The following is a 26,699-nucleotide window of genomic DNA, read 5'->3' on the forward strand; positions in this document are numbered from 1 at the left end:
GGGGCCGGAGGGCGGTGCAGGTGCCGGGTCGCGGATTTTCCGTTATCCGGCACCTGCGCGAGGACTCTCCTAGGGCACGGAGCACCACCCACCCTCGCACCGCCCGGGAGCAACGCCCCATGAGCCTCGCCCGCAGACCCCTCGGAACCGTCCTCGCCGCCCTGACGGCCGCCGCCGCGCTCGCCGCCTGCGGACCGACGGACTCCGGGAGCAGCACGGCCGCCGCACCGCCGAGCACGGCCGCCGACACCGCCCTGCCCGTGCCCCCGCCGAGCCCGGCCTCCGCCGAGCCCGGTACGGCGAGCCCCTCGACGAGCGCACCCGTCCGCACGGCCTCCCCCACGCCGAGCGCCACCAGGCGCTCCACCGTCTCCCTGGCCGGCTACAACCCGAAGGCGAACTCGCAGCGCGACATCGACGCGGCCCTCGCCCTGGCGAAGAGCGACGGGCGGCGGGTCCTGCTCGACTTCGGGACGAACGAGTGCGGCGTCTGCCGGGCCGTCGACGGCCTCTTCGCCAAGAGCCGGATACGCACCACCCTGGACGCCTCCTACCACGTGGTGAAGATCGACCTGGCGAACAGCCGGACCAACATGGCGATCCTCAGCCGCTACGACAGCTCGCACGGCTTCAGCACGCCCGTGCTGATCATCGTCGACGCCCAGGGGAAGGTCGTCACCAACACCAACCGGACCGGCCTGCCGAAGCTGACCGAGACCGGCTTCGACAGCTTCCTCCGCCAGTGGGCGAAGTGACGGCGCGTCGGCCCGCCCAGCAGGGCACGCACCACCGCGCGCGCCGGTGCGCCGCCGCGCTCGCCGCCGTACTCGCGCTCTGCCCGGCCGCCGCGTGCAGCGCCGACGACCGGCCCGCCGCCGCCCCGTCCTCGGCGCGGTTCACCGAGAACGGGGTGACGGTCGACCTCTCCCTCGGAAAGTGGGACGGCTCGGCCGGCACCCTGACCGCCGTGTTCACCCCCGAGCGGGCCGGATACCACCTCTACAGCCTCGACCTGCCGCCCGACGGGATCGACGGCGTCGGACGGCCGACCTCGCTGCGGCTGCGCGGCGGCCTGGAGCAGACCGGCCGCCCCGCCGCCGACTCCGCGCCGCACCCGCTGCAGCTCCCGGGCGACCTCCCGGCGGTGCCGGTCTACCCGGACGGCCCCGTCACCGTGACGCTGCCCGTGCACAGGACGGCGTCCGGGGCGGCGACCGTCCTGGTCGGCTACGCCGCCTGCAGCGAGACCCAGGGCTGCATGCTCCCGGTGGACGGCCACCCCGTCGAACTGACCCTCGACGGCAGCACCGTGGGGTTCCCCGCCGCCGCGGAGTCCACCGCGGCGCACTGAGCGCCCCGCCGTCCGGTGCCCGCGGCGCTCGCTGCGTCGGGCACCGGACGGCCGCACCCGCAGGCGTCCGCAGCGGTGCGGTCGCAGTCTGGAGGTGGAGTGTCGGCCGACGGCGAGGTGTTCTCCATGGACGAGGCGCAGGGGCTCGCGCGGGTCTCGCAGCGGGCCGCGGACGCGGCGCAGCACGTGGAATCCGTGCAGCGGCAGTCCCGCACCCAGGTGCAGCAGGCCCTGGAGCGGGCGGAGGCGGGCGCGCTGGGGCGCGGCGGCCCGGCCCGGAAGGCCGAGCACGGCCACGAGGAGCACGCCGGGTCGGCCTGGCACCACATCCGCGAGAGCTGGCACCGGCGCATCGGGGCGCTGAAGGAACGCGAGGCCCGGCACGACGCCGGCGCCACCGAACGGGCGGCCGAGTACGCCGAGCGGTACGCCCTGGAGGCGGTCGACTTCGCCCTGGAGGCCGTCGACGAGGCGGAGTACGCCGCACTCCGCGCGCTGGCGGCCCGCCTGGAGGCCGACGAGGCAGTGGCCCAGAGCGGCCCGCCGGAGGAACACCGTTAGCTCCCCGTCACCGGCCGGCGGCGGTGCCGATTGCCCGGGCGGCGAACGCTCAGCCGATCAGCCACTGCTCCTGGGCGACCGCGCCGACCTCGGTGCAGGCGTCGGTGAGGACGTCCAGCACGCGCAGCGGGTCGGGAAGCGGCTGGCCGGGGCCGCGCAGCCAGCGCACCTCGGAGCCGTCCAGCAGGGCGGCCGGCGGCAGCAGGGTGTACGAGCCGCGGCAGTGCCAGCGCAGGCCGGGGTGCTCGGACATGGTGTCCGGGGTGGAGTCCAGTTCGCTCGTCCACCACTCGTCCTCGTCGGCCGGGGTGCCGCGGGTGGCGGTGAAGAAGAGGTACCGCTCGTCGCCGACCGCGGCGACCGGGCCGCCCACGCCGAGTTCGTCCAGGCGCTCCAGGGCGAGCTTCCCCGCCTCGGCGGGGACGTCCAGCACGTCGTGGACGCGGCCGGTGGCGGTGACGAAGTTCGCCTGCGGGTCGCGGGACAGCCAGCGGGCCAGCTGCTCGGGATCGGTGGTCGCCTGGGTCTGCCAGGCGAAGGACACGGGGTGCTGGGCCGGTGCCGGACAGCCGACCCGGTCGCAGGAACACCGGTGCCCGGCCGGGTGTGCCGCGGGCGCCACCGGGAACCCGGCGAGCACCGCCCCCAGCAGCAGGTCCAGCCGCACGGCCGCCTCCCCGCCGGTGACCGGACGGACCTGCCGCCGCTCACGCCGCCACCAGGCCGTCCACCTGCTGCTGGCTTCCATCGGGCCCCTTCCGCTCTGCCGTGACCTGCCGTGCCTGGTGCAGCACGGCGAACGACGCACCATCGGACGCAAACACCGGCCGGCGCCCACCGCTTCCCGGGACGCTGTCCGTTGCATCTGCCGTGGCCGTGGCCGGGATCACCGGGACGGCCGACGCCCGGGGCACGATACGGAGTTCGAGAGGTACAACTCGGCGGCAGGGCGCGGCGCTGCGCGCCCCGACCGGCCCGTGCGGGCCCGCGGACCCGGGGTGAACCCGGAGGCGTACAGAGCAGGATAAGGGTGCGCAGGGCCCCCAATTGACCGGGGGCGGTGCTGCGCCGGTCACATCGGCTCCACAGCGCCTCTTCGGGACCTGCACGCCCGCGCCCGGGGCACGGGCCCCCGCGTACCCTGGAGTGCGTGAAGAGCGCGGAGACCGAATTCGTCGGCGGGCCCCTGGACGGCAGGGTCCTGCCGGTCATGCTGAGCAGCTTCTGGACGATCCCCAAGGTCTACCGCGTGCCCGTCCCCGCACAGGACGACCTGCCCGCCGTGACTCTCGTCTACCGCCGGGCGAAGATCCACGGCACCAAGGGCTGGCGCTGGCGCTACGAGTACGACGCCGAGGCGTAGCGCCAACGCCGAGCCCGGTGCCGGTTGTCAGACCTGCTCGTCGGCGAGGATCAGGTACAGCTTGCGCTTCGCCTCGTTGAGCACGGCGAGGCCCTTGGCCCGCTGCTCCTCGGTGCCGGTGAGCATCACCTGGCGGATCGCGTGGTCGACCGCGCCGACCGCCGCACCCACCTCCTGGATCGCCTCCCAGTCGACGCCGCGGCCGGCCTCCTCCCACGGGGACTCCGCGCCCGCGTCGGCCTCGGCACGGCCGGCGTCGGTGAGCTCGAACAGCTTCTTCCCCGAGCTCTCCTGAGCCGCGATCAGACCCTCCTCCTCCAGCAGCTGGAGGGTCGGGTAGACCGAGCCCGGGCTCGGCCGCCACGCACCGCCGGTGCGCTCGCCGATCTCGGTGATCATCTCGTAGCCGTGCATCGGCCGCTCCTTGAGCAGCGCGAGCAGCGACGCGCGGACGTCGCCGCGCCGCGCCCTGCCGCCCCGGCGGCCTCCGCCACCGCGGCCCCATCCGCCGCCCCGCGGACCGCGGCCGTGCCCGGGGAAGTGCCCCGGACCGAAGCCGTGCCCGAACGGGCCGGGCCCCGGCATCCCCGGGCCGCCCGGCGGCACACCGGGCGGGCCGAACGGCCCGAACGCGAACCGCCGCTCGAAGCCCTCCCCCGGCATCCCCTCGCCGGGCACCGGCCCGCGGCGCCACTCTCCTCGATTCCGCCTTCCTTCGCGCATGACGCGCACCACCTTTCGTCCGTGACGCTTCCCCCGAAGCATCTCGATAACTCGACGATATATCGGTGACTGTCGCCCGTCAACGGATTCCGACAACGGGCTGCCGGCGCAGCCGGAGAACCGTGCCGAAGAACGGGCGTGATCACGGCTCACGACAGCACTTCTGATGCGGCGTCCGACACACGTGAGCGACACCCGCCCCGAGCCGAAGGGCCCGCCGGTGCCGAAAGGGTGGGCCCCTCCTGCCCGTCGGCGGGCAAGGAGGGCGAGCGACGGAGCAACGAGTGTCGGCACCGGGTCAGAGGGCCCGGAGGCGAGCGGGCGACAGAACAGCGGCGAGCGGGCGACAGAACAGCGCCCCGAGCCTCAGCTCCCGGGCTTCAGCATCCGCAGGGTCCAGCCCTGGCCGGTCGGGTCGAGGGGGCGGGTGAGCTGCTTGAAGAGGTGTTCGGCGCGCTCGTAGGAGAGCCGGCGGCGGCCGGTGTCGGGGCAGAGGTCGGCGGGCCCCGGAGTGCGGGCGGGGCCGGGGCGGCGTTCGCCGAGGAAGAGCGGGCCGCGGGTGCGGCCGGCCAGCAGGTCGGGCAGCAGGCGGGCGGTGCCGGAACGCCAGCCCACCCAGGTGTCGCCGGTCCGGGCCCGGCGGTCGTCCAGGTCGAGGTCCTCGACGTTCAGGGAGAGCACGGCCTGCACCGGGGCGGCGGATTCGTGCAGCAGCCGCCACAGCGTGTGCTCGCGCAGGGGCAGGCCGGGCAGCGCCCAGAGCCGTTCGAGCAGTTCGGGCGGGATCTGCCCGGTCGTGGCCGGGGGCTCGGGGCGCCGGTCGAGCCCGGCCGCGAGGTCGTCCAGTGCGGCCCAGGCGGCGAAGGAGCGGACGGCGGCGCGGTGCCGGTTCCAGGTGCGGGGTGCGGCACCGCCCCAGGCGGTCGCGAAGACCTGGGCGACCCGCTCGGCGGTGACCGAGCCGAGCGGGGCCTCGTCGCCGAGCGCGAGCCGCAGGCGCCGCAGGGTCTGCCCGTACGAGCGGAGGGTGCCGGCGTCCAGGTCGTCCCGTTCGAGGAACGCCTGCGCGGTGGTGCCGAGGACGGTGTCCGGCGGGCCGGCGGCGGGCAGTGCGTCGGCGCGGCGTTCCAGGAAGGCCCGCTCGGCGGCGTTGCGGGTGAGGGCGGCGGCGCGGCGGAACTCCAGCCGGGCCTCCTCGTACCGGCCGAGGCGTTCGAGCAGGTCGCCCCGGACGCTCGGCAGCAGGTGGTAGTCGCGCAGCGCCGGGTCGGCGGTCAGCTCGTCGGCGAGGGCGAGCCCGGCCTGCGGCCCGTCCGCCCGGCCCACCGCGACCGCCCGGTTGAGCCGGACGACGGGTGTCGGCAGCAGCCGGACGAGCGCCCCGTACAGGGCCGCGATCTGCGCCCAGTCGGTGGCCTCGGCGGTCGGCGCCTGCGCGTGGCAGACGGCGATCGCGGCCTGCAGCACGTACGGGCCGGGCGGGCCGCCGCACTCGCGGGCGCGCAGCATCGCGGTGAAGCCGCGGCGGATCAGCAGCTGGTCCCAGCGGCCGCGGTTCTGCTCGTGCAGTTGGACGGGCTCGCCGGAGGGGCCGGTGCGGGCGGCCGAGCGGGAGGCCTGGATCTCCATCAGGGCGACCAGGCCGTGCACTTCGGCCTCCTGCGGTGCGGCCGTGGCGAGCAGCCGTCCGAGGCGGAGCGCCTCCAGGCACAGGCCGGGGCGCATCAGGTCGTCGCCGGAGGTCGCCGAGTACCCCTCGTTGAAGATCAGGTAGACGACCTCCAGCACCGAGGAGAGGCGGTCGGCGAGTTCGGACTCCTCGGGCAGTTCGAAGGGCACCTGCTCGGCGGCAAGGGTGCGCTTCGCGGCGGCGATGCGCTGCGCGACGGTCTGCTCGGGGACGAGGAAGGCGCGTGCGATCTCCTGCGCCGTCAGGCCGCCGAGCAGACGGAGCGTCAGCGCGATGCGCGCCTCGGTCGGCAGCACGGGGTGGCAGGAGACGAACATCAGCCGCAGGACGTCGTCCTGTTCGGCGTCCTGCGGCTGCCGCAGTTCGTGGGCCAGTTGCTCGTGACGGCGCTCCAGCCGCTGCGAGCGGCGGATGAGGTCGACGGCGCGGCGCTTGGCGATGGCGGTCAGCCAGGCGCCGGGGTTGTCGGGTACGCCGGTCTCGGGCCACTGCTCCAGGGCGGCGACGAGCGCGTCCTGGGCGAGTTCCTCGGCCCGGCCGACGTCGTGCACGATCCGGGTCAGCGCGGCGACGATCCGCGCGGACTCCATCTTCCAGACCGCGTCGATCGTGCGGTGGACATCCAGCACGGCCACGATGACAGCACCCGCCCCGGCCGGACCGCAAACCGGGGCGGGTGCCGGCCGCCCCGGTCAGGGGCCGAAGACCTGCTGCATGATGCTCTCGCCGTCGCCGACGATCCGGCGGAAGCGGCGGGCCAGTTCGATCGCCTCCTCCTTGGAGCGGACCTCGACGAGGGCGAAGCCGGCCACGGCCTCCTTCGCCTCGGCGAACGGGCCGTCGGTGACGGTGATCTCGTCGCCGGAGGAGGTGATCCGGATGCCGCCCGGTTCGAGGCCGCCGGTCGCCAGCAGCACGCCGGCCGCGGTCAGCTCCTCGATGAACCTGCCCATCTCGGCGAAGAGCTTCTCGTCGGGGGCGGCGTCGGTCGGCTTGGTGGTCATCAGGTAGCGCACGGGGATCTCTCCTTCACTCGGGTGTTTCGCGGTGCCCCTGGGCCGCTCGGGCCCCTGGGCTGTTCCGACACCACGTCGAACGAGCTCATGTGACAGGGAATGGCAGTGTTCCCTGTCACATCGCCCGGTCGACGCGGGGCAGGAACACCGACCTGCCGCACCGGAGGAGCCCGCCATGACCACCGCCCCCACCGCCCACGCCGCCCTCACCACCCCCGCCGGCCGCGCCGCCGCGGCACCCGCCGACGCCTCCACCCGCGCCCTGCTGGCCTGCGGTGCCCTCGCCGCACCCCTGTGGGCCGCGGTGTCGCTGGCCCAGGCCGCCACCCGGGACGGCTTCGACATCACCCGCCACCCGCTGAGCGCCCTCGCCGACGGCGGCCTCGGCTGGCTGCAGATCACCGACTTCCTGGTCGCCGGCATCCTCGCCGCGGCCGGCGCGATCGGACTGCGCCGCTCCCTGCGCGGCGCCCCCGGCGGCCGCTGGGCACCGCGGCTGGTCCTCGCCTACGGCATCGGCATGATCGCCGCCGGGGTGCTCGTCATGGACCCGGCCGACGGCTTCCCCGTCGGCACCCCGGACGGCATGCCGGCGAGCCTCAGCTGGCACGCCTACGGCCACATGGCCGCCGGCACGCTCTCCTTCACCGCACTGATCGCCGCCTGCTACGTGCTCGGCCGCCACTTCTCCCGTACCGGACGCCGCGGCTCCGCCGTCGCCTCCCGCGCGGCCGGCACCGCCCTGCTGCTCGGCAACGGCTGGGCCATGGGCGGCGGCCCGGCAGGCACGCTCACCCTCGCGGTCGGCGCCGTCACCGCGATGCTGTGGGTGTCCGCCGTCGCCGCCCGCCTGCTCCGCACTCGCTGACCTTCTCCCTCCCCGCGACTTCCGGCAGCAAAGGACGAACGACATGCCCGCCAAGGCCACCGTGCAGGACTATCTCTCCACCCTCCCCGCCGCCCAGCGCGAGATCACCGACGCGCTCCTGCCGCTCGTCGAGGCGGCCCTGCCCGGCGCCGGCGCCGTCTGGCACGGCCACCCGGCGTGGAGCCTCGGCGCCGCCCCCGGCAAGAACCCGGTCTGCTACCTCAAGGCCTACGCCGGACACGTCGCCTTCGGATTCTGGCGCGGCCAGGAGATCCCCGACCCGTCCGGGCGGCTCGCCCCCGGCGCCCGCACCATGGCCTCCGTCAAGCTCCGGACGGCCGCCGACATCGACCCCGCGCTCTTCGCCGACTGGCTCGCCGCGGCGCGCGGCCTGGAGCAGGCGGCCACCGCCTGAACGCCACACCCGAGCACCTGCCACCGGCCCCGCCCACCCGGCGGGGCCCGCGCACGTCCACGGCCCGCCCGTAACGGTGTGACGACCCCTCACCCCGCAGCCGGCCGACGCGACACACCGGGCGTTGCGGGACACACCGGACGGAGCACCACACACTACGGTGGCCGCATGGCCGCGGAACGAGACCTCGTCACCCTGCTCATCGGGATGCACCCCGTGCTCAACCCCGGGCGGTACGTGTACTGCACGCTGCCGACGAAGGTGCCGCCCGGCCTGCGGCCGGTGGTGACCGTCACCGAGGACGAGGGCATCACCGTCGTGGTGCCGCAGGACGACGCCGACTCGCTCGGCCTGCGCTACGACTTCGTCGCCGCCTGGATCACCCTGCGCATCCACTCCGCACTGGAGGCGGTCGGCCTCACCGCGGCGGTCTCCTCCGAGCTCGCCGCGCACGGCATCAGCTGCAACGTCGCCGCCGGATTCCACCACGACCACCTGTTCGTCCCCGCGGCCGACGGCGAGCGGGCGGTGCGCGTCCTGGAGGAACTGTCGGTCCGCCAGGGCTGAGAGAGCGGGAGCGGCGGCCCCGCCCCGGGTACCACTCGTACGACCGGATTCGCCTCCACCGGCAACGGAGGACGCACGTGACCACCATGCCCTGGACGCCCGCGGCCGCCGCCGCACTCGCCGACTCCCTCGACCACGCCGTCCGGGAGCGCGGCGTCCCCGGCGGGGTGCTCGTGCTGGGCACCGCCGACAGCGGCCCCGGCTCGGGCCGCACCGTCGTCTCCCGCGGCACCGTCGGCCCCGAATGCGGGCCGGCCGCCCCCGACGAGCACACCCGCTACGACATCGCCTCCCTCACCAAGATCATCGCCACCTGGGCGCTGACCGGCCGGGCCCTCGCCGCCGACCTGCTCGATCTGGACACCCCGCTCCGCAGCCGCTTCCCGGACCTCCCGGCCCCGGGCGGTCTGCTGACCGTGCGCCAACTGCTCTCGCACAGTGCCGGCCTGCAACCCGAGACCCGGCTGGACCGCTACCTCCACATCGACCGTCCGCTCGCCGAACTCCTCTGCGCCGAACAGCTCGTGGCCACCCCCGGCACCGAACACCGCTACATCAACCGCGGGTACGTACTGCTCGGACTGCTGCTCGCCGCCGCCCACGACCGGCCGCTGGACGCCCTCGCCGACCGGCTGTGGGGCGAACTCGGCATGCGGGAGACCGAGTTCGGGCCGATCCGGCGGTCGCCGCAGGTCGCCCCGACCGAGCAGCGGCTGCGCGGCGCACCCCGCACCTGGGGCATCCCGCACGACCCCAACGCCGCCCTGCTGAACGGCGTCGCCGGCCACGCGGGCGCGTTCTCCACCGCCGCCGACCTCGCCCTCTTCGCCGAACACCTGCTGACCACCGACGATCCCTGGCCGGCCGCCTCCCTGGCGCCGCAGATCGCCGTCGAACCGGGCCGCACCCGCGGCCTCGGCTGGCTCCTCACCGAGGCGGGAGCGGCCTACCACCACGGCTACACCGGCACCAGCCTGTTCTTCTCCCCCGGCACCGGCCGCTACGCGGTGCTGCTGACCAACGCGGTCTACCACGGCTTCAGCGGCAGCCGGCTGACCCCGCTGCGCGACCGCGTCCTCGCCGCACTCACCGCGCCCTGAACGCACGGGTGTCCGCACCGGCGCAGGGCCGGTGCGGACACCGCGTCGGGGCGGGCTCAGCCGCACCAGACCGCCGTGGCGTGGGCGGGGTCGAGCGCATTGGTGACGTGGTGCAGCGAGGTCGGGTCGAAGGCCACCAGGACGTGCTCCGAGAGGTCGATCGGGCAGCTGTCCTGGACGGTGATGTTGTCCACGTTCGGTCCGGCCAGGAACTGCGTCCGGTACGGGGTGACCACCTCGTCGAAGACGGTGGAGATCACGGTGTACCGGACGCCCGGCACGGTGTCCGGCAGCGAGGACAGCTTCTGGTTGAAGGCCGAGCCGACCACCTGGTCCTTGCAGGCCGGGCAGGCAGTGTAGATCAGTTCCGCGACCCGGGGCAGGTACGGGGCCAGGTTGGCGATCCCGGACAGCGTGGTGCCGTGGTTGGACGGCGCCAGCGCGACCAGCTTGTCCACCTTGCTCGCGCCGTCGAGGAACTTCAGGTAGTAGTTCGGGATCATCCCGCCCTGCGAGTGCCCGACGATGTCGACCTTGGACGCGCCGGTGTACGACCTCACCAGGTCGACGAACCGGCCGAGTTGGGCCGCGGACTCGGCGGCCGGGCCGAGCCCGCCGATCGGCAGCAGCAGCCCGCTGCCGGAGGAGGTGATGCCGGGCACCATGCCGTAGTCGAGGGCGAAGACGCAGTAGCCCTTGCTCTTCAGCAGCGGGGAGAGCACCAGCCAGTTCTCGTAGCGGTTGGCGAAGGTGCCGTGCACCAGGACGACCGGGTTGGGGTGCGCGGCGCTCGGCCGGCAGTTCCAGTCGTTGGCGCCGGGCGGGGAGGCCACGGTGTCGCCGTCGGGCGGGGTCGAGGCGGCGGTCGCGGTCTCGGCGGCGACGGCGGTGGACGCACCGCCGCCCAGCAGTGCGGCGGCCAGCAGGGCGGAGCCGAGGGCGGCCACGAGCCTGCTGCGAACGGGCTTGCGGTGCAGCGGTCTTGCGGAGAAGCAGAGAAGTGGGGTTCTCAACTGTTGCCTCCACACCAGAAGTTTGTTACCAACAGGTAACCCGGAGTGCCTCCATCATCGGGTCGCCGCACCCGACCGGCGCTTGGGCGTCCCCCAGACCTGGACGGTGATTTCTGTGAGCAGTCACAATTCCCCTCCGCCCGCAGGAGACTGGCGCGTCCCGGTGATCGGCGGCGTCCCCGCGGACCAGCGGCTGCTCGCGGCCGTCCCAGAACTCGTCCGGGACGTGCTCGCCGTCCTGCTCGACCGGCTGCCCACCTACCGGCGGCTGCCGCGCGAACTGGTCGACGGCGAACTCAGCCGCACCACCGAACGCCGCATCCGCACCCTCGCCCGCGCCGTCCGCACCGGGGAGACCGCCCCCGACGAGGAGTTCGCCACCGTGCGCGAGGCCGCCGCCCGGCGTGCCGAGGAAGGACTGCCGCTGGACGCCGTCCTGCTCGCCCACCACCTCGGCCTGGAGGTCTGCTGGCAGCGGATGACCAGGCACGCCGGGGACGGCGACACCGCCGACCTGCTCGCCCTCCACCGGCTGCTGCTCGACCACCTCCGGCAGATCACCGCCGCGGCCGGCGCCGGCTACTTCGAGGAGCGCCGCACCATAGTCGACGAACGGCACGCCGCCCGGCACGCCCTGCTCACCGCCCTGCTCGACGGCGCACCCGCCGAGGAGGCCGCCGCCCGCGCCGGTGTACGGCTCCCTCCCGGCTACGCCGTCCTCGTCCTGGCCGTCGCCGACCATCCCGACGAACACACCGCGGGCGTCGACCGGACGGTGGCCGGCCGCCGCAAACTCCGCCGCCTGCGCGCCGAACTCGACCACCGGACACGGCACTCCGCCCTCTCGGTGCTCTCCGCGAGCGGCGGCGTGGTGCTCGTCCCGCTGGAGAGCCGGCCGTCCGCCGTCCCCGCCGCGGAGTGGCAGCGCCTCGCGGACACCGTCGCCCGGACGGCACGGGCGGCGGGCGTGCCCGTCCTGGCCGCGGCGGCGCCCGCCGACCCTGCAGGTGTGGCCGCGGCCGCCGCACTCGCCTGCGAAGTGCTGGAAGTGGCCCAGGCGTTCGGCCGTCCGCCGGGGCTGTACCGGCTGGACGACCTGCTGCTGGAGTACCAGCTCAGCAGACCCGGCCACGCCCGGCCGAGACTCGCCGCCCTCATCCAGCCCCTGGAGGGAGCGGGCGAGTTGCTGGCCACCCTGCGCACCCACCTGGCGGGCGGCCTCAACCGGCGGCACACCGCCGGCGCCCTCCACCTCCACCCCAACACCGTCGACTACCGCCTGCGCCGCATCGCCGCCCTCACCGGCCTCGACCCGGCCCGCCCCGCCGACCTCCTGCGCATCACCGCCGCCGTAGCCGCCCACGACGCCGAACGCGCCTGAAGCGCCCGGCCGCACCTCCGGCGCCTGCCGGTCCCGGCCGGGACGGCGTACAGCCGGGTCGGCCGCTTCAACGGGTCGTCCGCCCCGGCACTCCGCGAACCGGCCCCCGTCGCACGCAGAAGGCCCCGGGCTGCGCTGGCGCGGGCCGGGGCCTTCTGAGTAGCCGGGGGCGGACGAGTCGGCCTGTACGCCGGGTTCTGTCTCCCGGGTTGCTTGCGCGGCCCGGGGAGGCGGCCATCCATCTAGGGCTGCCGTTGCCGACAGCCTCGTGCGGTCCACCCGCGGACTCGGGCGAGCAGCCCTCGAACATCCGCGCACGGCGCCCCGAGGGGCACCGATCTTGACCTTGCTCCAGGTGGGGTTTACCGAGCCGGCCGAGTCACCTCGGTCGCTGGTGGTCTCTTACACCACCGTTTCACCCTTACCCGCCGCCGAAGCGGTGGGCGGTCTGCTTTCTGTGGCACTGTCCCGCGGGTCACCCCGGGTGGGCGTTACCCACCACCCTGCTCTGTGGAGCCCGGACGTTCCTCGGCGGGTCCGTGTGGGACCCGTCGCGACCGCCCGGCCGGCTCGTCCGCCGTAATGGTCATCGTAGCCGCTCGGGGGCCGCCCCCGGCACACCGGCCCTGGCGGGGTCGAGCCGGGCCGCGACCCGGGCGGCGCTCGCCGCCGCCCGCGGGGTGGTGGTGGCCACGCCCAGGCCGACGACGGCGAGGCCGAGGCCGGTGACGATCCACCAGCCGGCGTGGCTGGCCTCGGCGAAGCCGGTGGCGACCGGTCCGACCAGGGCGGAGGTGGCCACCGTGCCGATCACCGCGACGCCGAGGGACTGACCGACCGAGCGGCTGGTGGAGGCGACCGCGGCCGCCACCCCGGCCTGGGCGAGCGGCATGCCGGAGACCGCCGAGTTGGTGATCGGCGCGTTCACCAGTCCGAAGCCGAGCCCGAACAGCGCGTAGGCGCCGAGGACGAGCGCCGGCGGGGAGTCCGCGGCGACGCGGGTGAGCAGCAGTCCGCTGGCGGCCAGCGCGACACCCGCGCAGACCAGCGGCAGCCGGGGCCCGCGCCGTCCGACGATCCGTCCCGAGACCGGTGCGAAGACCAGCATCATGACCGCCATCGGCAGGGTGAACAGCCCCGCCTGGACGGGGTCGTACCCGCGGACCTCCTGCAGGTAGAGCGCATTGAGGAAGAGGAAGCCGCCGAGCGAGGCGAAGGCGCAGACGGCGGTCACGGTGGCGCCGCTGAACGGCACGCTGGCGAAGAACCGCGGGTCGATCAGCGGCTCCCGCACCCGCGACTCCCACAGCGGCAGCAGGACGAGGGCGGTGAGCGCCACCCCGGCCAGGGCGAGGATCAGCGGGGACGTCCAGCCGTGGCCGGGGCCCTCGATGATCGCGGCCGTGCCGCAGCCGAGCAGCAGCAGCATCAGCAGCTGGCCGACCGGGTCGAGCCGGCGCGGCCTCGGCGACCGGGACTCCGGCACGTACCGCACGGTCAGCACGAAGGCGGCCAGGCCGACCGGGACGTTGACCAGGAAGATCGCCGGCCAGCCGGCGCTGTCCACCAGGAAGCCGCCGATCAGCGGGCCGAGCGCCATCGAGATGCCGACCACGCCGCCCCAGACGCCGATCGCCTGGGCGCGCTCCCGCGGGTCGGTGAAGGTGTTGGTGATGATCGACATGGCGACCGGGTTGAGCATCGAGCCGCCGACCGCCTGCAGGCTGCGGAAGGCGATCAGCCAGCCGAGGCTCGGGGCGAGGCTGCACAGCAGCGAGCCGAGGACGAAGACGAGCAGGCCGATCAGGAAGATCCGCCGCCGCCCGACCCGGTCGGCGACCGAGCCGGAGAGCATCAGCAGTGCGGCCAGCACCAGGGTGTAGGCGTCGATCACCCACTGCAGGCCGGAGGCGGGCGCCGCCAGGTCGTGCTGGATCGCCGGCAGCGCGACGTTCACCACGGTGGTGTCGAGGCTGACGATGAACAGGCTGAGGCAGCAGACGGCCAGCACGAGCAGGCGGCGTCGGCGGCCGCCGTCCGGGGCGCCGGCACGGGCGTCGGCGTCGCCGAAACCGGGCGAGGGCGGGAGGGGTCGGCTCAGGGACATCGGGGCGGCTCACACGGGTGCGAAGCGGACGGTACGGGTGGCGGGGTCGGCGCTGGTCAGGCGGACGCGGATGCGTTCGCCGAGCGGCAGCCCGGCCCCGTCGCCGTCGCACTTGGCCACGACGGCGGGCTCGGACAGCTGTACGGTGCCGCGGGCGGGGCGGTGCTCGTCCACCTCGATCACCACGGCGTCGAAGTCCTCCCCCTCGCGGCCGTTCAGCAGCTCGGCCTCGAGGAGATCCACGCAGGCCCGCTCCACCTCGTGGGCCCGCCGGTCGCCGCGTTCCATCGCCCCGGGCACCGCGAGCAGGTCGTCGCGCACCCAGCCGGGCACCTCGGTGCCGCCGGCCACCGCCAGGCAGATCTCCTGCGCGTACCGGTCGGCGAGCCGGCGCAGCGGCGCGGTGCAGTGGCTGTACGGGGCGGCGAGCGCGGCGTGGCCCGGGTCGGCGGGCGGTGCGGTGCCCTGCGCCTCGTCGAAGGCGTGGTAGCCGGCGCCGCGCAGCAGGCCGGTGCACTCCTCCAGGAAGGCGGCGTTGCGGGTGTCGGCCGGGTCGAGCGAGCGGATCAGGTCGGGGTACGCCATGGTCTCGGGCCAGTCGACGCCCAACGCGCGGGCGACCCGGTGGAGCCTGGCGTAGGCGGCCTCGGGGGCGGCGGGCAGGGTGCGGAGCAGGCCGATCCCGGCGTCCAGCATGAGGTCGGCGGCGGCCATGCCGGTGAGCAGGGAGATCTGGGCGTTCCAGCCGTCCGCCGGTCGGGGCGAGCGGTAGACCAGGCGGTAGCCGCCGTCGGCCGGTTCGACCTCCTGCTCGGGGACGGGGAGGCTGATCCCGCCGCGGGCGGCCTCCTGCTGCTCCCGCAGCCGTCCGATCTCGGCGAGGAGCAGGAGCTGGTCGTCCGCGGTGCCGGCGTCGACCGCCTGCTGCGCGCCTGCGTAGTCGAGTCTGCGGTGGGAGCGGACCTGGGCGCGGCGGACGTCGGCGAGGACCACGGCGCCGTCCGCGTCGAGGTCGATCTGCCACAGCACCGCGGGGCGCAGCCGGCCGGGGAGCAGGCTGGCGGCGTCCTCGGACAGCCGGGGCGGGTGGAGCGGCACCCGGGTGTCGGGGAAGTAGAGGGTCTGCACCCGGCGGTGGGCCTCGGCGTCGACCGCGCCACCGGGTGCGACGAACGCGGCGACGTCGGCGATGGCGTAGTACACGCGGTAGCCGCCGTCGCGGCGGGCCAGGTGCATCGCCTGGTCGAGGTCGCGGGAGTCCGGCGGGTCCAGGGTGAACAGTTCGAGGTCGGTGGCGTCCGTGTCGGGCAGCCGGGGGACGGCGGCCGCGCGGTCGGCCTCGGCGAGCACCTCGGCAGGCCATTCGGTACGGATCTCCAGCCGGCTGCGCAGATCGGCGAGCTCGGTGTTGATCCGGGCGGTGTCGGCGGTGCGGACACTCAGTTGTCGGCGCGGCATGATCGCAGCGTAAGGGCGGGACCGGGCCCGGGCCCGTCGGGCGCGTCCCCCCGATGGTCGGAGGCGGTGAGGCCGCGTGGCGGGGAGTTGACGACCGGTCTCCGGACGGGCCGGTGCGGCCGCTGTGAGTGGTGCGGGCCGGGGTGCGGGCGGTCGCCCGGGCGCCAGTACAGTGGCGGGGACGTCTGCCACAAAGTGTTGAGGAGTGCCGCCGTGCTGGTCCTGTTGCCGCCCTCGGAGGGCAAGGCCGCGTCGGCGGAGGGCGCACCCGTCGAGCTGGACGGGCTCTCGCTGCCCGGCCTGACCTCGGCGCGGCGGGCCGTGCTCGACGCCCTGGTCGGGCTCTGCCGCGGGGACGAGGACACGGCGGCCGAGGTGCTCGGGCTGTCCAAGGGGCTGCGGGGCGAGATCGCCCGCAATGCCGGGCTGCCGGAGGCCGGGGCCCTGCCGGCCGGCGAGGTGTACACCGGGGTGCTGTTCGACAACCTCGGTCTGGCCAAGCTCGACGAGGAGGCGTACCGGCGGGCGGAGCGCTCGCTGCTGGTCTTCTCCGGGCTGTGGGGCGCCGTACGGATCGGCGACCGGATTCCGCCGTACCGCTGCTCGATGGGGGTGAAGCTGCCGCCGCTCGGCGCCCTCGGCACGTACTGGCGGGCCGCCACCGGAAGCGTCCTGCCGGAGGCTGCCGGGGACGGGCTGGTGCTGGACCTGCGGAGTTCGGCGTACGCCGCCGCATGGAAGCCCGCGGGGGAGGTCGCCGCGCGGACGGCGACCGTGCGGGTGCTGCACGAGCGGATGGTCGACGGGGAGCCGAAGCGGTCGGTGGTCAGCCACTTCAACAAGGCCACCAAGGGCCGGCTCGTCCGCGACCTGCTGAACGCGGGCGCCGACCCGGCGGGCCCGGGCGACCTCGTGGACGCCCTCACCGCGCTGGGCTACCGCGTCGAGGTTTCCGCCCGCGGCACGGCCCGCCGGCCCTGGCAGCTCGACGTCGTGGTGAACGAGATCCACTAGGAGGTCGGGTCAGCCGCACAGGGGCGGGCCGCACCTGCAGAGTCGGCCCGTCCCTCATCGCGCAGTTCCCCGCGCCCCTGTGCGGCTGACCCACGCCCTGGCAGGAGCTACCGCAGGTGGCTGGTGTCGTTGAGGAGGCGGAGGGAGGCGTTGCCGTCGGTGTAGTACTGGACGGCGCAGAGGGAGGCGGCGGACAGCTCCATGCGGTAGACGGCGTCGGGCGGGGCACCGAGGGCGAGCCGGACGAGGGTCTTGATGGGGCTGACGTGGGAGACCACGAGGACGGTCCGGCCGGGGTGGCGGGCGAGGATCTTGTCGCGGGCGACGCCGGTGCGGTGGGCGAGGCCGGCGAAGCTCTCGCTGCTGCCGGTGGGCTTGGCCTTGGCGGAGCCGAGCCAGGCGTTCAGGTCGTCCGGGTACTGCTCCTGGACCTCCCCGAAGGTGAGGCCCTCCCAGGCGCCGAAGTCGAGCTCCCGCAGGCCGTCCTCCAGCCGGACGTCGAGGCCGAGCCGCCGGGCGACGGCCTCGGCGGTCTCCCGGGTGCGCCGCATCGGGGAGCTGACGACGGCCTGCACCGTGCCGCGGGCGGCGAGCGCCTCGGCGACCCGTTCGGCCTGCCAGCGGCCCTTCTCGGAGAGTTCGGGGTCGGTGCCGCCGCTGCCGGAGAAGCGCTTCTGCGGGGTGAGGGCGGTCTCGCCGTGCCGGAGCAGGACGAAGGTGGTGGGGGTGCCGAGGTCGGCGGGGGCGGCCCAGCCGGCCCGCGGGGCGGCGGGTTCGGGCAGTGCCTCCTCCACCGGGGCGGCGGGGGCCGGGCGGGCCTTGGGCTCCCACTGGCGGCCGGCCCGGCCGGCGTCCATGGCCTCGTTGGCGAGCCGGTCGGCGTCCTTGTTCCGCTCGCGGGGGATCCAGGTGTAGGCGACCCGGCCGCGCGGGAAGACGGTGCGGGCCTCGGCGGCCAGCGGCTGCATGTCGGGGTGCTTGATCTTCCACCGGCCGGACATCTGCTCGACGACCAGCTTGGAGTCCATCCGGACGTCGACGGAGGCGTCCGGGTCGAGTCCGTGGGCGGCCCGCAGGCCGGCGATCAGCCCGCGGTACTCGGCGACGTTGTTGGTGGCGTGCCCGATGAACTCGGCGGCCTCGGCGATGATCGCCCCGGACTGGGCGTCCCGGACCACCGCACCGTAGCCGGCCGGCCCCGGGTTGCCCCGGGAGCCGCCGTCGGCCTCGACGATGAACCTGCGGCCGGCCACGGGCTCAGACGCCCGACTCGGCGGTGCGGACCAGGATGCGGCCGCAGTTCTCGCAGCGGACGACCGCGTCGGCGGGCTCGGCCTTGATGGCGTTGAGGTCGGTGATGGCGAACTCGACCCGGCAGCCCTCGCAGCGGCGCTGCTGCAGGCGGGCCGCGCCGACGCCGCCCTGCTGCTCGCGCAGGCGGGTGTAGAGCTTGAGCAGGTCGGCGGGGATGACCTTGGCGACGGCCTCGCGGTCGCGGGTGGTCTTCTCGACCTCGGCGTCGATCTCGGCCCAGGCGGCGTTGCGGCGCTCCTCGGCCTCCTTGAGGACGACGTCGGAGTGCTGCAGACGGGCCGTCAGCTCGGTGACCCGGCCCTGGGCGGACTCCAGGCGCTCCATGACCTCGAGGACGACGTCCTCCAGGTCGGACTGGCGCTTGGCGAGCGAGCCGGTCTCGTGCTGGAGGTTCTCCAGGTCCTTGGGGGAGGTGACGGTGCCGGAGTCCATCCGCTGCTGGTTGCGGGCGGCGCGGGCGCGGACCTGCTCGACGTCCTGCTCGGCCTTGGTCTGCTCACGGGTGGTGTCGGAGAGCTGGGCCTGGGCGGCGACGACCAGGTCCTTGAGGGCGGTGTGGTCGGCGCCGGCCTTCTCGATCTCGGCGAGCTCGGGCAGGGTGCGGCGCCGGTGGGCCAGCTGGTCCAGGCGGGAGTCGATGGCCTGCAGGTCGAGCAGGCGGATCTGGTCGGCGGGCGCGGCGTTCAAGCGGGAAGCTCCTGTGTGGAATCGATCAGGTGTCAGGCGGTGTACGGCATGGGGGCGTGCCCCGTCCACGGGTCGGTGACCACGGTGGAGACCTTGGTCTCCAGCTGCCAGCCGTGCTTGCCGGCCGCCTCGGTCAGCGACCGGGCGGCGAGGTCCAGCCAGGGCCACTCGGTGGCCCAGTGGGCGGCGTCGACGAGGGCGACCGGCGCGGCCTCGGACGCCTCGGAGGCGGGGTGGTGGCGCAGGTCGGCGGTGACGTACGCGTCGACGCCGGCGGCGCGGACCTCGGCGAAGAAGGAGTCGCCCGAGCCGCCGCAGACGGCGACCCGGGAGATCGTCCGCTCCGGGTCGCCGGAGACGCGGACGCCGGTGGCGGTGGCGGGCAGCCCGGCGGCGACCCGGGCGGCGAAGGCGGCGAGGGTCATCGGCTCGGGCAGGACGCCGATCCGGCCGCCGCCGCGGCGGCCCGCGGGGTCGGTGGGGTCGGGCACCAGCGGGCCGGTGACGCGCAGGCCGACCGCCTCGGCGAGGGCGTCGGAGACGCCGGGGTCGGCGTGGTCGGCGTTGGTGTGCGCGACGTGCAGCGCGATGCCCTGCCGGATCAGCGTGTGCACCACCCGGCCCTTGAAGGTGGTGGCGGCGACGCTGGTGGTGCCGCGCAGGTAGAGGGGGTGGTGGGTGACGACCAGGTCGGCACCCCATGCGACGGCCTCGTCGACCACCGCCTGCACCGGGTCGACGGCGAAGAGGACGCGCCCGACCTCGGCGTCCGGGTCGCCGCAGACCAGGCCGACGGCGTCCCAGGACTCCGCCCACTGCGGCGGGTACAGCTCTTCGAGCGCGGTGATCACGTCGGACAGTTTCGGCACCTGTCGAGACTACCGCGCCCGGCGGGCGCGCCGTTCCGCGCCGTTCCGAGCCCGGCCCGTACAGCTGCGCGTCAACCCGCGCGCGACGGTGCGCGGTCCCCGGCGGCCGCCGGAGGAGGAGCGCTCCGCGGCCGGCGCGCTCCGGCACGGGAAGCCGCGATCCGGTCGCACACCGGCGGCCGCGCACGACCGGAATGGGATCTGGATCACCCTTATGAGTGAAGTGACCCGGGCTGCGTTGAGTCCCACCGACCACGAAAGTAACTTCAGTTCCGCGAACGAGAGTTGCCCTGACCTGGGGGGTCGGGAAGGGCCGCCGTCGATCGGCCCGGGCCGGGCGAGTGGCCCAGGGCGGTCCGGCGGAGGGCGGCTCTCGTCACTTCCAGGACGACCGGGCCGCGGTGCCGGAGCAGTGGGCAGCCGCGGCGTCGACACGAAGGGGTGTGAAGCGATGGGGGCGGGCACACCGCTGCGTTCGGCCTCGGTGGCGGGGCCGGTCGGTGAGGGGCCGGATGCGGACGGCACCGCACTGGAGGTCGTGCGGACGGCCGCGGCCGGTGCGCAGGGGCGGGGAGGCGAGGACGGCCGGGCGGCCGCCGTCGAGGGCCCCCGGCGCAGCGCCCGGCCGTCCGCAACGGCGTACCGCACCGCGGTGCGACGCAGGCCGGCAGAGGGCGAACCCCCCGGTGGTGCACGGGATTTCGCCGCGCCAGCGGTCGACCCCTTCGAGGGGAGGGGGTCGACCGGTCAGCCGGCCGGCGAACGGGAGCGGTTATCCGCCCGACTGACCCGTGCCGGGCTGGCCGCACCGCCGGGCCTGCCGGCGGGCTCCGCCGGTCTGCCGCTGGGCCGCTGGGTCCTCGACCGGCTGCGCCGCGACGGCGATCCCGGGGTCGCCTGGCCCGCGGCCCAACCGGTCGCCCGCGGCCTCGTCGACCTGCTCGCACGGGTGCACGGGCTGGGGCTCGCGCTGCGCGACCTCTCCCCCGCCCAGGTGCGCGTCCGGCCGGACGGCGCCCTGTGGCTCGCCGGTCCGCAGCCGTACCGGGCCCCGGCGGCCGGGGCCGCGGTGCTGCGCCGCGGCGGGTACGGCGACGACCGGCACGCGCTCGGCGGGCTGCTGTTCCTGCTGGCCACCGGCCACGACCCGCTGCTCGCCGAGGAGTTCCCGGAGGCCCGGGCCGCCGCCCCCGCACCGCTGCCCGCCGAGGCCCGGCTGCGCCGCTGGCTGGCGCTGGCCGCCCGCAGCGGCGAGACCGCCCTCAGGCTCGCCCCGCCCGTCCTCGGCCTGCGCGCCGAGGCACCCGCCGACCGCTGGTCCCTCGACCGCGCGGCGGCCGCCCTCGCCTATCCGGCACCACCCGGCGCCTGAACCGCCGCCGAACGCCCCGCCCCCGCACGGACCAGGAGTGCCGCCGATGAGCACCGCCGCCCCCACCGCCGCCCGGGCGCTGCGCCGGTTCGGCTTCACCTTCGCCCCCGACGGCTCGCACGCCGCCTGCCTGGCCGCCGGCCCGGACGGCGGCTGGTACGCCGAGAGCTGGCGGCTGCCCGCCGACGGCGGCCCCGCCGAGGCCGGCCCGCTGGCCCTGCCCGGCGGCCGCACCGAGAACCTCCGCTCGCAGCTGGTCGCCCTGCCCGACGGCCGGGTGCTGGTCTGCCGCCACGACGGCGAGCGCCACGACCTCGTCCTGCTCTCCCCCGGCGCCGCCGAGCGCGAGCAGCAGCTGGCCCGGCTGTGGATGCCCGGCCTGCGGCTGCTGCCCGCACCGGCCGGCGGCGCGATCGCGCTCGGCACCGACCAGCGCCCGGTCACCACGGTCTGGCGGATCGCCGCCGACGGTTCACCGCCCGCCCCGGCCGCCGAACTCCCCGGCCTGTACGGCGGCGGCGTCTGGCTGGACGACGCCGGCCGGCTGCTCGCCCTGGACAGGGTGGTCGGCGGATCGGTGCGCACCGTCGTCCTGGACCTCGAACTCGGCGCCGTCACACCGCTGCTGGAGATCGCCGAGGGCAGCAACGACCGACTGCTGCTGTTCGACCCGGCGAGCGGCTTCGGGATGGTCCGCAGCGACGCCGCGGGCGCCGACCGGCTCGGCTGGGCCGTGCTCGGCGGCACCGACCCCGTCCGCTTCCCGGACTGCCTGCACCTGTCCGGCACCCTGCTGCGTCCGATCGCGCTCGCCCCCGGCGGCGCGGCGGAGCCGCGGGTCGTCCTGCAGCTCGACCACGGCGCCGCGTCCGCGCTCGCCCTCTGGCAACCCGCGGCCGGCCGGCTCGACCGGCTGCCCGCCCCGCCCGGCCGCTTCGGCGAGACCGGCCACTGGTCGGCGGGCGGCCTGCGCATCCCGTACTCGGCACCGGACCGCCCGGCCGCGCTGGCCACCCTCGACGTGGACACCCTGCTGGCCTCCCTCGCCGCCGGCGTCCCGGGGGCCGTCCCGCCGCCGCTGCCGCTGCAGCTCGCCCCGCTCGCCGCCGGCGCGGTGCCGGGGGCGCCGCCCGGTGCCGGCACCGGGGAGCATCCGGGCTGGCGGGTGGACGGCTCGGCCGAGCCCGGCGACGGCGGCCACTGGCAGGGCGCCAGGATCGTCCACCTCGGCGGCCCGGCCGGGACGGTCGAGGCCGTGGTGTACGGCGGCGACGGCTGGCTCGCCGCCCCGCACCTGGTGCTGGCGCTGCACGGCGGCCCGGCCGACGCCTGGCGGCTGGAGTTCGACCCGGCCCTGCAGCGGATCGCCGCCCAGGGCACCGCCGTGGTCGCCCCCAACCAGCGCGGCTCCACCGGCTACGGGCCGGAGCACGAGGCGGCGGTGCACGGTGCCTGGGGCGGCCCCGACCTCGACGACGTCCTCCACCTGCTGGACGGCCTGGCCGAGCAGCGGGCCGCACTCGGCCTGGAGCCGCCCGCACTGTTCGGGGTGAGCTACGGCGCCTTCCTCGCCCTGCTCACCGCCGCCCACGCCCCCGCCGGGCACCTGGCCCGGTGTGCGGTGGTGGCGCCGTTCCTCTCCGGCGCGCGGCTGCTGGCCGAGTCCGCGGAGCCCGTCCGGGCGATGTGCGCGCGGCTCGGCGGGGACGCCGAACCCGGCGACGGCCGCGGCCCGCGGGACGTGCTGCAGCTCGCCGACCGGATCACCGCACCGCTGCTGGTCCTGCACGGCGACCGGGACGAGGTGGTGCCGGTCGGGCAGTCCCGCACCCTCCGCCACGAGCTGCTGCGGCTCGGCCGCGCCGAGGGCTCCGACTTCCGCTACGTCGAGGCCGCCGGGGCCGGCCACGAGCTGCTCACCGAGGAGGGCGCAGCCGTCCTGCACGAACTGCTGGCCGGCTTCCTCCGGACGGGCCGCCCGGCGTAGCGGTCGGGGCCGCCCCCGGCCGGGGTCCCGGCCTGCGGACGGGGGGATTGGAGTCTGCTGTGCGCGGGCAGTGACCGTCCAGATAGGCTCCTGTGCGATTGCGGCCGCCGCGGCGGCCCCGGCCCGGGTGCCGAACGCCCCGGGCGGCCTGCCGCCCTGCGCCCGTCCAGACGACGCTGCATCCGCAGCACCGCACCGCACGGAGAAGACAGAACCTGATGTCCGAAACCCTCACCGACACCACCGAGCACGACCGCACCGCGCCCGGCGCCGACGAGGCCATGACCGACGACAGCGCGCACGGCCGCCACCGCGGCAGGACGGCCCCGGACGACCGCGCCGACGCCGACCCGCACGGCCGGCACCGCCGCTGACCGTCCGCCCGCTCACCGGCGGCCCGGGGCACCCGCCCCGGGCCGCCGGTGCTTTTCCGGCCCTACATCCGCCCGGCCTCAGCCGAGGGTGATCACGGTGCGCAGTGCCTCGCCGCTGCGCATCTGTGCGATCGCCTCGTTCACGTCGGCGAGCGGCACCCGGTGGGTGACCAGGGCGGCCAGGTCGAGCGGGCGGGCCCGCCAGTGGTCGACGACGGTGGCGGCGGTGCGGGCGACGTCGCCGCCGCCGTAGAGCGAGGACAGCACCTGCTTCTCGTTGAAGAACAGCTCGCCGAGGCTGAAGGAGACCCGGTCGTCGCGGGCGCCCGCGCCGACCACCACGACGGCGCCGCCGCGCCGGGCCGCGTCGTAGCCGGCGCGGACGGTCTCCGAGCGGCCGACCGCCTCCACCACGTAGTCGTAGCCGCCGAGGGCGAGGCCCTTGGCGGCGGCCTTCAGCTCCTCGGGGGCGATCGCGTCGGTCGCGCCGAGCGCCAGTGCCCGCTCGCGGCGGGAGGCGACCGGGTCGACCACGGTGATCCGGGCGGCGCCGCTGATCCGGGCGGCCTGGACGGCCGCGGCGCCGACCCCGCCGGCGCCGAGCACGGCGACGGTCGAGCCGGACTCGACGCGCGCCGTGTTCACCACGGCGCCGAAGCCGGTGGTGACCCCGCAGCCGACCAGGGCGGCCAGCTCGAAGGGCAGGTCCTCGGGCATCCGCAGGACGGCGTCGGCGGCGACCACCGTCTCCTCGGCGAAGCTGCCGGTGCTGTAGAAGCCGTACGCGGGCGTGCCGGGGCCGAAACGGAAGGCGGGCACGGACAGCCGCTTGAGGCTGGCGGTGCACAGGTGGGTCTCGCCGTGCCGGCAGTGCGGGCAGCTGCCGCAGGGCGGCATCCAGCAGAGCACCACGCGGTCGCCCGGGGCGAGGCCGGTGACGCCCTCGCCGACCTCGGTGATCTCGCCGGCGCCCTCGTGGCCGGGCACGAACGGCGCCGGCTGCGGCAGCACCCCGCTCATCGCGGACAGGTCGGAGTGGCAGAGCCCGGCCGCCCGCAGCCGGACCCGGACGGTCCCCGGCCCGACCGGGACCGTCTCCACGTCGTCGCGGACCTCCAGCTCGTCCTGTCCGGTCTCGTGCAGGATCGCTGCGCGCATGGGTGCTCCCGTTCCCCTCGTGTGGCGGCCGTTCCCGGCGACGAGCGTACGGGCGGCCGGGCCGCGCGGGGCCGTCGGCCTGCGACCCGGCCCGCGGGCCCGGCCTTCGGACCTGGGCGGCAGCCGGGCCCGTACCGTCGGGTAGGGTCCCCTGCACCGTTCCGTCCGGCCCAGCAGGGAGCAGCAGCATGACCGACCGCCACGACGTGCCCGGTACGGACCGCCCGGTGCCCGGGCCCGAGGTGCTGAAGGCCTTCGAGTCGGCGACCGGCTTCATGCCGGTGGACGAGGGGCTGGCGCTGTACGCGGCGGCCGTGGAGGCCGCGGAGCGCACCGGGCTGCCGGTGCTGGAGATCGGCACGTACTGCGGCCGCTCGGCGGTGCTGCTGGCCGATGCGGCCCGCCGGACGGGCACGGTGGCGCTCACCGTGGACCACCACCGCGGTTCGGAGGAGCAGCAGCCGGGCTGGGAGTACCACGACCCGACGCTGGTCGACCCGGAGGTCGGCCGGATGGACACCCTGCCGTCGTTCCGCCGCACGCTGTTCCACGCGGGGCTGGAGGACCACGTGGTGGCGCTGGTGGGCCGCTCGCCGCAGATCGCCGCGCTGTGGGGCGGCCGGCTGGCGCTGGTGTTCATCGACGGCGGGCACACCGACGAGCACGCCACGGGCGACTACGAGGGCTGGGCGCCGCACCTGGCCGAGGACGGCCTGCTGGTGGTGCACGACGTCTTCCCCGACCCGGAGGACGGCGGCCAGGCGCCGTACCGGGTCTACCTGCGGGCCCTGGACGAGGGCTTCGAGGAGGTCTCGGTGACCGGTTCGCTGCGGGTGCTGCGGCGCACCGCCCGCTGACCGGGCCGGACGCCCACGGGCACGATCGCGGGCCTTCCTCCGTCGTACGACACGGGCGGCACCCGCCGGGTGCCGTGCCGCGGCGTGCCTCCGGTCTGTACGGTGTGCGGCAGCAGTCGAACGGCTGGGGCACGGCGCGGCGGGTACGACGCGACAACGCAGCGGGCGAGGGCAGGGGAATGACGGATCAGGACAACACGCCGCCGGCGGTCTGGGACCCGACCGCGCGCGGCGGTGCCGGCGGCTGGGTGCGGCGCAGGGCCGTGCCCGAGGGCAGCCCGCCCCCGGCTGCTCCTCCCGCGCCCCCGGCGGCCGCGCCGTCAGGCTTCCCGCCGCAGGCGCAGGGCTTCCCCTCGCAGGGCGCCGGGCAGGGCGCGGCCCCGCAGGCGCCCGGCGGTTTCCCGCCGCCGGGCGGGCCGCGGGCCGTCCCGCAGGGCGTGCCGCCGCGCTGGGTCGCGGCGGAGGACGAGCAGTCGACGACCCTGCTGCCGCCGGTGCCCACCGGGGGCTTCGGCGACGCCGGGCCGCCGATCGGTGCCCGCCCGTACGTCTCCGGGCCGCCCGGCTTCCCGCCGCAGGCCGGTGCGCAGGCACAAGGCTTTCCCCCGCAGCCGCAGGGCTTCCCGCCGCAGGGCGCGGCCCCGTTCGACGGTGCCGCCCGCCCGCCGTTCCCCGGCTTCGACCCGTCGCAGGCCCCGGCGCGCCCGTTCGGCGCCCCCGCCCCGGCGTACGAGGACCTCGACGAGGAGGAGCCGCCCCGCAACCGGACGCCGCTGCTGATCGCCGCGGGTGTGGCGCTGGTCCTGCTGATCGGGGTCGGCGTGGTGTGGGCGGTGCAGAACTCCGACAGCGGCAGGAAGCCGTCCACGGCGGCCCCGGCCGGCACCGCCCTGCCCGCGCCCCGGGGTGGCGGGGGCGGCGGCGCCTCCGCGCCGGCGGGCAGCGCGCCCGCGGCGGCCTCGCCGAGCGGCGGTGCGAGCGCCGGTGCCGGGGCGGAGGGCCAGGCCAAGGCCCTGGACGCGCTGCTGGCCCGCGGGGAGAGCGCCAAGGCGCCGATCGGCAGCGCGGTCGCCAAGGTGACCAGCTGCCCCGACAAGTCCGAGGTCGAGAGCGCCGCGCAGGTCTTCGACGACGGGGCCGTGCAGCGCGACAAGCTGGTCGCGGACCTCGGCAAGCTGGACCTCGGCGACCTGCCGGGCGGCGCCGAGGCCGCGCAGACCCTGAAGACCGCCTGGCAGACGTCCGGGGACATCGACCGCGCGTACGCGGCCTGGGCACGTACTGTTGCCGCCCAGGGCTGCTCCGGCAGCACCGCCCCCAACACCGCCGACAAGAAGCGCGCCAACGACCTCAATCCGCAGGCCACCCAGTCCAAGAAGGACTTCGTGGCGAAATGGAACGCCATCGCGAAGACCTACGGTCTGACCGAGCGCACCTGGGACAGGATCTGAACC

The 26,699-nt window shown here is 75.8% G+C and carries 26 protein-coding genes, 1 other RNA gene and 1 pseudogene; 15 read left to right on the top strand and 13 right to left on the bottom strand.

The genetic code is table 11. The features are described 5' to 3' along the window. Window positions 1-119: 119 nt before the first annotated feature. The 3 genes from ACQ614_RS10950 to ACQ614_RS10960 all read left to right on the top strand — a co-directional run bounded on the left by ACQ614_RS10950 (window position 120) and on the right by ACQ614_RS10960 (window position 1,912). On the top strand, window positions 120-755 hold the full coding sequence (locus tag ACQ614_RS10950) for a thioredoxin family protein (RefSeq protein ID WP_431678289.1): 636 nt from the start codon (window positions 120-122) through the stop codon (window positions 753-755). Further along, entirely contained in the window at window positions 752-1,351 is a 600-nt protein-coding gene (locus tag ACQ614_RS10955) for a hypothetical protein (RefSeq protein ID WP_431678290.1), read from the top strand. The genes ACQ614_RS10950 and ACQ614_RS10955 overlap by 4 nt, the downstream gene beginning before the upstream one ends. A gap of 99 nt (window positions 1,352-1,450) precedes the next feature. After that, window positions 1,451-1,912 (top strand): hypothetical protein, encoded by a 462-nt coding sequence (locus ACQ614_RS10960; RefSeq protein ID WP_431678291.1) that lies wholly within the window; start codon window positions 1,451-1,453, stop codon window positions 1,910-1,912. A 49-nt stretch (window positions 1,913-1,961) separates the two neighbouring features. Here ACQ614_RS10960 and ACQ614_RS10965 read toward each other — a convergent pair whose 3' ends face one another. Beyond that, window positions 1,962-2,660, bottom strand: coding sequence for a bifunctional DNA primase/polymerase (locus tag ACQ614_RS10965; protein WP_363493535.1), 699 nt, complete (start codon window positions 2,658-2,660; stop codon window positions 1,962-1,964). 402 nt (window positions 2,661-3,062) lie between these two features. On the opposite strand from ACQ614_RS10965, the gene ACQ614_RS10970 reads away from it, so the two are divergent. Continuing rightward, window positions 3,063-3,275, top strand: coding sequence for a hypothetical protein (locus ACQ614_RS10970; RefSeq protein WP_363493537.1), 213 nt, complete (start codon window positions 3,063-3,065; stop codon window positions 3,273-3,275). 27 nt (window positions 3,276-3,302) lie between these two features. Here the strand turns inward: ACQ614_RS10970 and ACQ614_RS10975 are convergent, their stop codons facing one another. The 4 genes and pseudogenes from ACQ614_RS10975 to ACQ614_RS10990 form a co-directional block, all read right to left on the bottom strand. Further along, the gene (locus ACQ614_RS10975; protein WP_431678292.1) at window positions 3,303-3,998 is read right to left on the bottom strand and encodes a PadR family transcriptional regulator; all 696 of its coding nucleotides are present in this window, start codon (window positions 3,996-3,998) and stop codon (window positions 3,303-3,305) included. A gap of 366 nt (window positions 3,999-4,364) precedes the next feature. Further along, entirely contained in the window at window positions 4,365-5,129 is a 765-nt protein-coding gene (locus tag ACQ614_RS10980; protein ID WP_431683890.1) for a site-specific integrase, read from the bottom strand. Continuing rightward, window positions 5,106-6,278: pseudogene (locus ACQ614_RS10985) on the bottom strand (RNA polymerase sigma factor); the annotation flags it as partial. The gene ACQ614_RS10980 and the pseudogene ACQ614_RS10985, both read right to left, overlap by 24 nt. 102 nt (window positions 6,279-6,380) lie before the next feature. Then, window positions 6,381-6,704 (bottom strand): YciI family protein, encoded by a 324-nt coding sequence (locus tag ACQ614_RS10990; RefSeq protein WP_431678294.1) that lies wholly within the window; start codon window positions 6,702-6,704, stop codon window positions 6,381-6,383. A gap of 175 nt (window positions 6,705-6,879) precedes the next feature. Here ACQ614_RS10990 and ACQ614_RS10995 point away from each other — a divergent pair, with 175 nt between their 5' ends. The 4 genes from ACQ614_RS10995 to ACQ614_RS11010 all read left to right on the top strand — a co-directional run bounded on the left by ACQ614_RS10995 (window position 6,880) and on the right by ACQ614_RS11010 (window position 9,654). Further along, window positions 6,880-7,572, top strand: a complete 693-nt coding sequence (locus ACQ614_RS10995) for a DUF998 domain-containing protein (RefSeq protein WP_431678295.1) — start codon at window positions 6,880-6,882, stop codon at window positions 7,570-7,572. A gap of 43 nt (window positions 7,573-7,615) precedes the next feature. Then, window positions 7,616-7,987: a DUF1801 domain-containing protein gene (locus ACQ614_RS11000; protein WP_431678297.1), complete on the top strand. Its 372-nt coding sequence runs from the start codon at window positions 7,616-7,618 to the stop codon at window positions 7,985-7,987. A 168-nt stretch (window positions 7,988-8,155) separates the two neighbouring features. Next, window positions 8,156-8,554: an ACT domain-containing protein gene (locus tag ACQ614_RS11005; RefSeq protein WP_363493542.1), complete on the top strand. Its 399-nt coding sequence runs from the start codon at window positions 8,156-8,158 to the stop codon at window positions 8,552-8,554. 86 nt (window positions 8,555-8,640) lie between these two features. Beyond that, on the top strand, window positions 8,641-9,654 hold the full coding sequence (locus tag ACQ614_RS11010) for a serine hydrolase domain-containing protein (RefSeq protein WP_431683891.1): 1,014 nt from the start codon (window positions 8,641-8,643) through the stop codon (window positions 9,652-9,654). Window positions 9,655-9,710: 56 nt separating this feature from the next. Here ACQ614_RS11010 and ACQ614_RS11015 read toward each other — a convergent pair whose 3' ends face one another. Then, window positions 9,711-10,631: an esterase/lipase family protein gene (locus tag ACQ614_RS11015; RefSeq protein WP_431683892.1), complete on the bottom strand. Its 921-nt coding sequence runs from the start codon at window positions 10,629-10,631 to the stop codon at window positions 9,711-9,713. A 151-nt stretch (window positions 10,632-10,782) separates the two neighbouring features. Between ACQ614_RS11015 and ACQ614_RS11020 the strand changes: the two genes are divergently transcribed. After that, window positions 10,783-12,048 carry a PucR family transcriptional regulator gene (locus ACQ614_RS11020; RefSeq protein WP_431678299.1) on the top strand — a complete coding sequence of 422 codons (1,266 nt, stop codon included), beginning with the start codon at window positions 10,783-10,785 and terminating at the stop codon, window positions 12,046-12,048. 170 nt (window positions 12,049-12,218) lie between these two features. Here ACQ614_RS11020 and rnpB read toward each other — a convergent pair. The 3 genes from rnpB to ACQ614_RS11035 form a co-directional block, all read right to left on the bottom strand. Further along, an RNA gene (rnpB, locus tag ACQ614_RS11025) (RNase P RNA component class A) lies at window positions 12,219-12,621 on the bottom strand. Window positions 12,622-12,634: 13 nt separating this feature from the next. After that, window positions 12,635-14,155, bottom strand: a complete 1,521-nt coding sequence (locus ACQ614_RS11030) for a DHA2 family efflux MFS transporter permease subunit (RefSeq protein ID WP_431678301.1) — start codon at window positions 14,153-14,155, stop codon at window positions 12,635-12,637. A gap of 9 nt (window positions 14,156-14,164) precedes the next feature. Continuing rightward, window positions 14,165-15,613, bottom strand: coding sequence for an RNB domain-containing ribonuclease (locus ACQ614_RS11035; RefSeq protein WP_431678302.1), 1,449 nt, complete (start codon window positions 15,611-15,613; stop codon window positions 14,165-14,167). Between the two features lie 213 nt (window positions 15,614-15,826). On the opposite strand from ACQ614_RS11035, the gene yaaA reads away from it, so the two are divergent. Further along, window positions 15,827-16,627: a peroxide stress protein YaaA gene (yaaA, locus tag ACQ614_RS11040; protein ID WP_363493571.1), complete on the top strand. Its 801-nt coding sequence runs from the start codon at window positions 15,827-15,829 to the stop codon at window positions 16,625-16,627. A 107-nt stretch (window positions 16,628-16,734) separates the two neighbouring features. Here yaaA and ACQ614_RS11045 read toward each other — a convergent pair whose 3' ends face one another. From ACQ614_RS11045 to ACQ614_RS11055, 3 genes are read right to left on the bottom strand one after another with little or no spacing between them, the layout of a single operon-like run. Continuing rightward, window positions 16,735-17,880, bottom strand: a complete 1,146-nt coding sequence (locus ACQ614_RS11045) for a bifunctional RNase H/acid phosphatase (RefSeq protein ID WP_363493572.1) — start codon at window positions 17,878-17,880, stop codon at window positions 16,735-16,737. Between the two features lie 4 nt (window positions 17,881-17,884). Further along, the gene (locus tag ACQ614_RS11050) at window positions 17,885-18,628 is read right to left on the bottom strand and encodes a zinc ribbon domain-containing protein (protein ID WP_431678303.1); all 744 of its coding nucleotides are present in this window, start codon (window positions 18,626-18,628) and stop codon (window positions 17,885-17,887) included. 32 nt (window positions 18,629-18,660) lie between these two features. Further along, complete coding sequence (locus tag ACQ614_RS11055) at window positions 18,661-19,497, bottom strand: Nif3-like dinuclear metal center hexameric protein (protein ID WP_431678304.1); 837 nt, start codon at window positions 19,495-19,497, stop codon at window positions 18,661-18,663. A 451-nt stretch (window positions 19,498-19,948) separates the two neighbouring features. Between ACQ614_RS11055 and ACQ614_RS11060 the strand changes: the two genes are divergently transcribed. From ACQ614_RS11060 to ACQ614_RS11070, 3 genes are all read left to right on the top strand, one after another. After that, on the top strand, window positions 19,949-20,869 hold the full coding sequence (locus ACQ614_RS11060; RefSeq protein WP_431678305.1) for a hypothetical protein: 921 nt from the start codon (window positions 19,949-19,951) through the stop codon (window positions 20,867-20,869). Window positions 20,870-20,915: 46 nt separating this feature from the next. Then, the gene (locus tag ACQ614_RS11065) at window positions 20,916-22,856 is read left to right on the top strand and encodes an alpha/beta hydrolase family protein (protein WP_431678306.1); all 1,941 of its coding nucleotides are present in this window, start codon (window positions 20,916-20,918) and stop codon (window positions 22,854-22,856) included. 218 nt (window positions 22,857-23,074) lie between these two features. After that, window positions 23,075-23,230 carry a hypothetical protein gene (locus ACQ614_RS11070; RefSeq protein WP_431678308.1) on the top strand — a complete coding sequence of 52 codons (156 nt, stop codon included), beginning with the start codon at window positions 23,075-23,077 and terminating at the stop codon, window positions 23,228-23,230. A 78-nt stretch (window positions 23,231-23,308) separates the two neighbouring features. On the opposite strand, the gene ACQ614_RS11075 is transcribed toward ACQ614_RS11070, so the two are convergent. Then, window positions 23,309-24,388: an alcohol dehydrogenase catalytic domain-containing protein gene (locus ACQ614_RS11075; RefSeq protein ID WP_431678309.1), complete on the bottom strand. Its 1,080-nt coding sequence runs from the start codon at window positions 24,386-24,388 to the stop codon at window positions 23,309-23,311. 188 nt (window positions 24,389-24,576) lie between these two features. Between ACQ614_RS11075 and ACQ614_RS11080 the strand changes: the two genes are divergently transcribed. After that, on the top strand, window positions 24,577-25,245 hold the full coding sequence (locus ACQ614_RS11080) for a class I SAM-dependent methyltransferase (protein WP_363493587.1): 669 nt from the start codon (window positions 24,577-24,579) through the stop codon (window positions 25,243-25,245). A 179-nt stretch (window positions 25,246-25,424) separates the two neighbouring features. Beyond that, window positions 25,425-26,696 (top strand): hypothetical protein, encoded by a 1,272-nt coding sequence (locus tag ACQ614_RS11085; protein ID WP_431678310.1) that lies wholly within the window; start codon window positions 25,425-25,427, stop codon window positions 26,694-26,696. Window positions 26,697-26,699: the final 3 nt, after the last annotated feature.

The organism is Kitasatospora dryopteridis (assembly GCF_050749075.1).
Taxonomy (GTDB): domain Bacteria; phylum Actinomycetota; class Actinomycetes; order Streptomycetales; family Streptomycetaceae; genus Kitasatospora.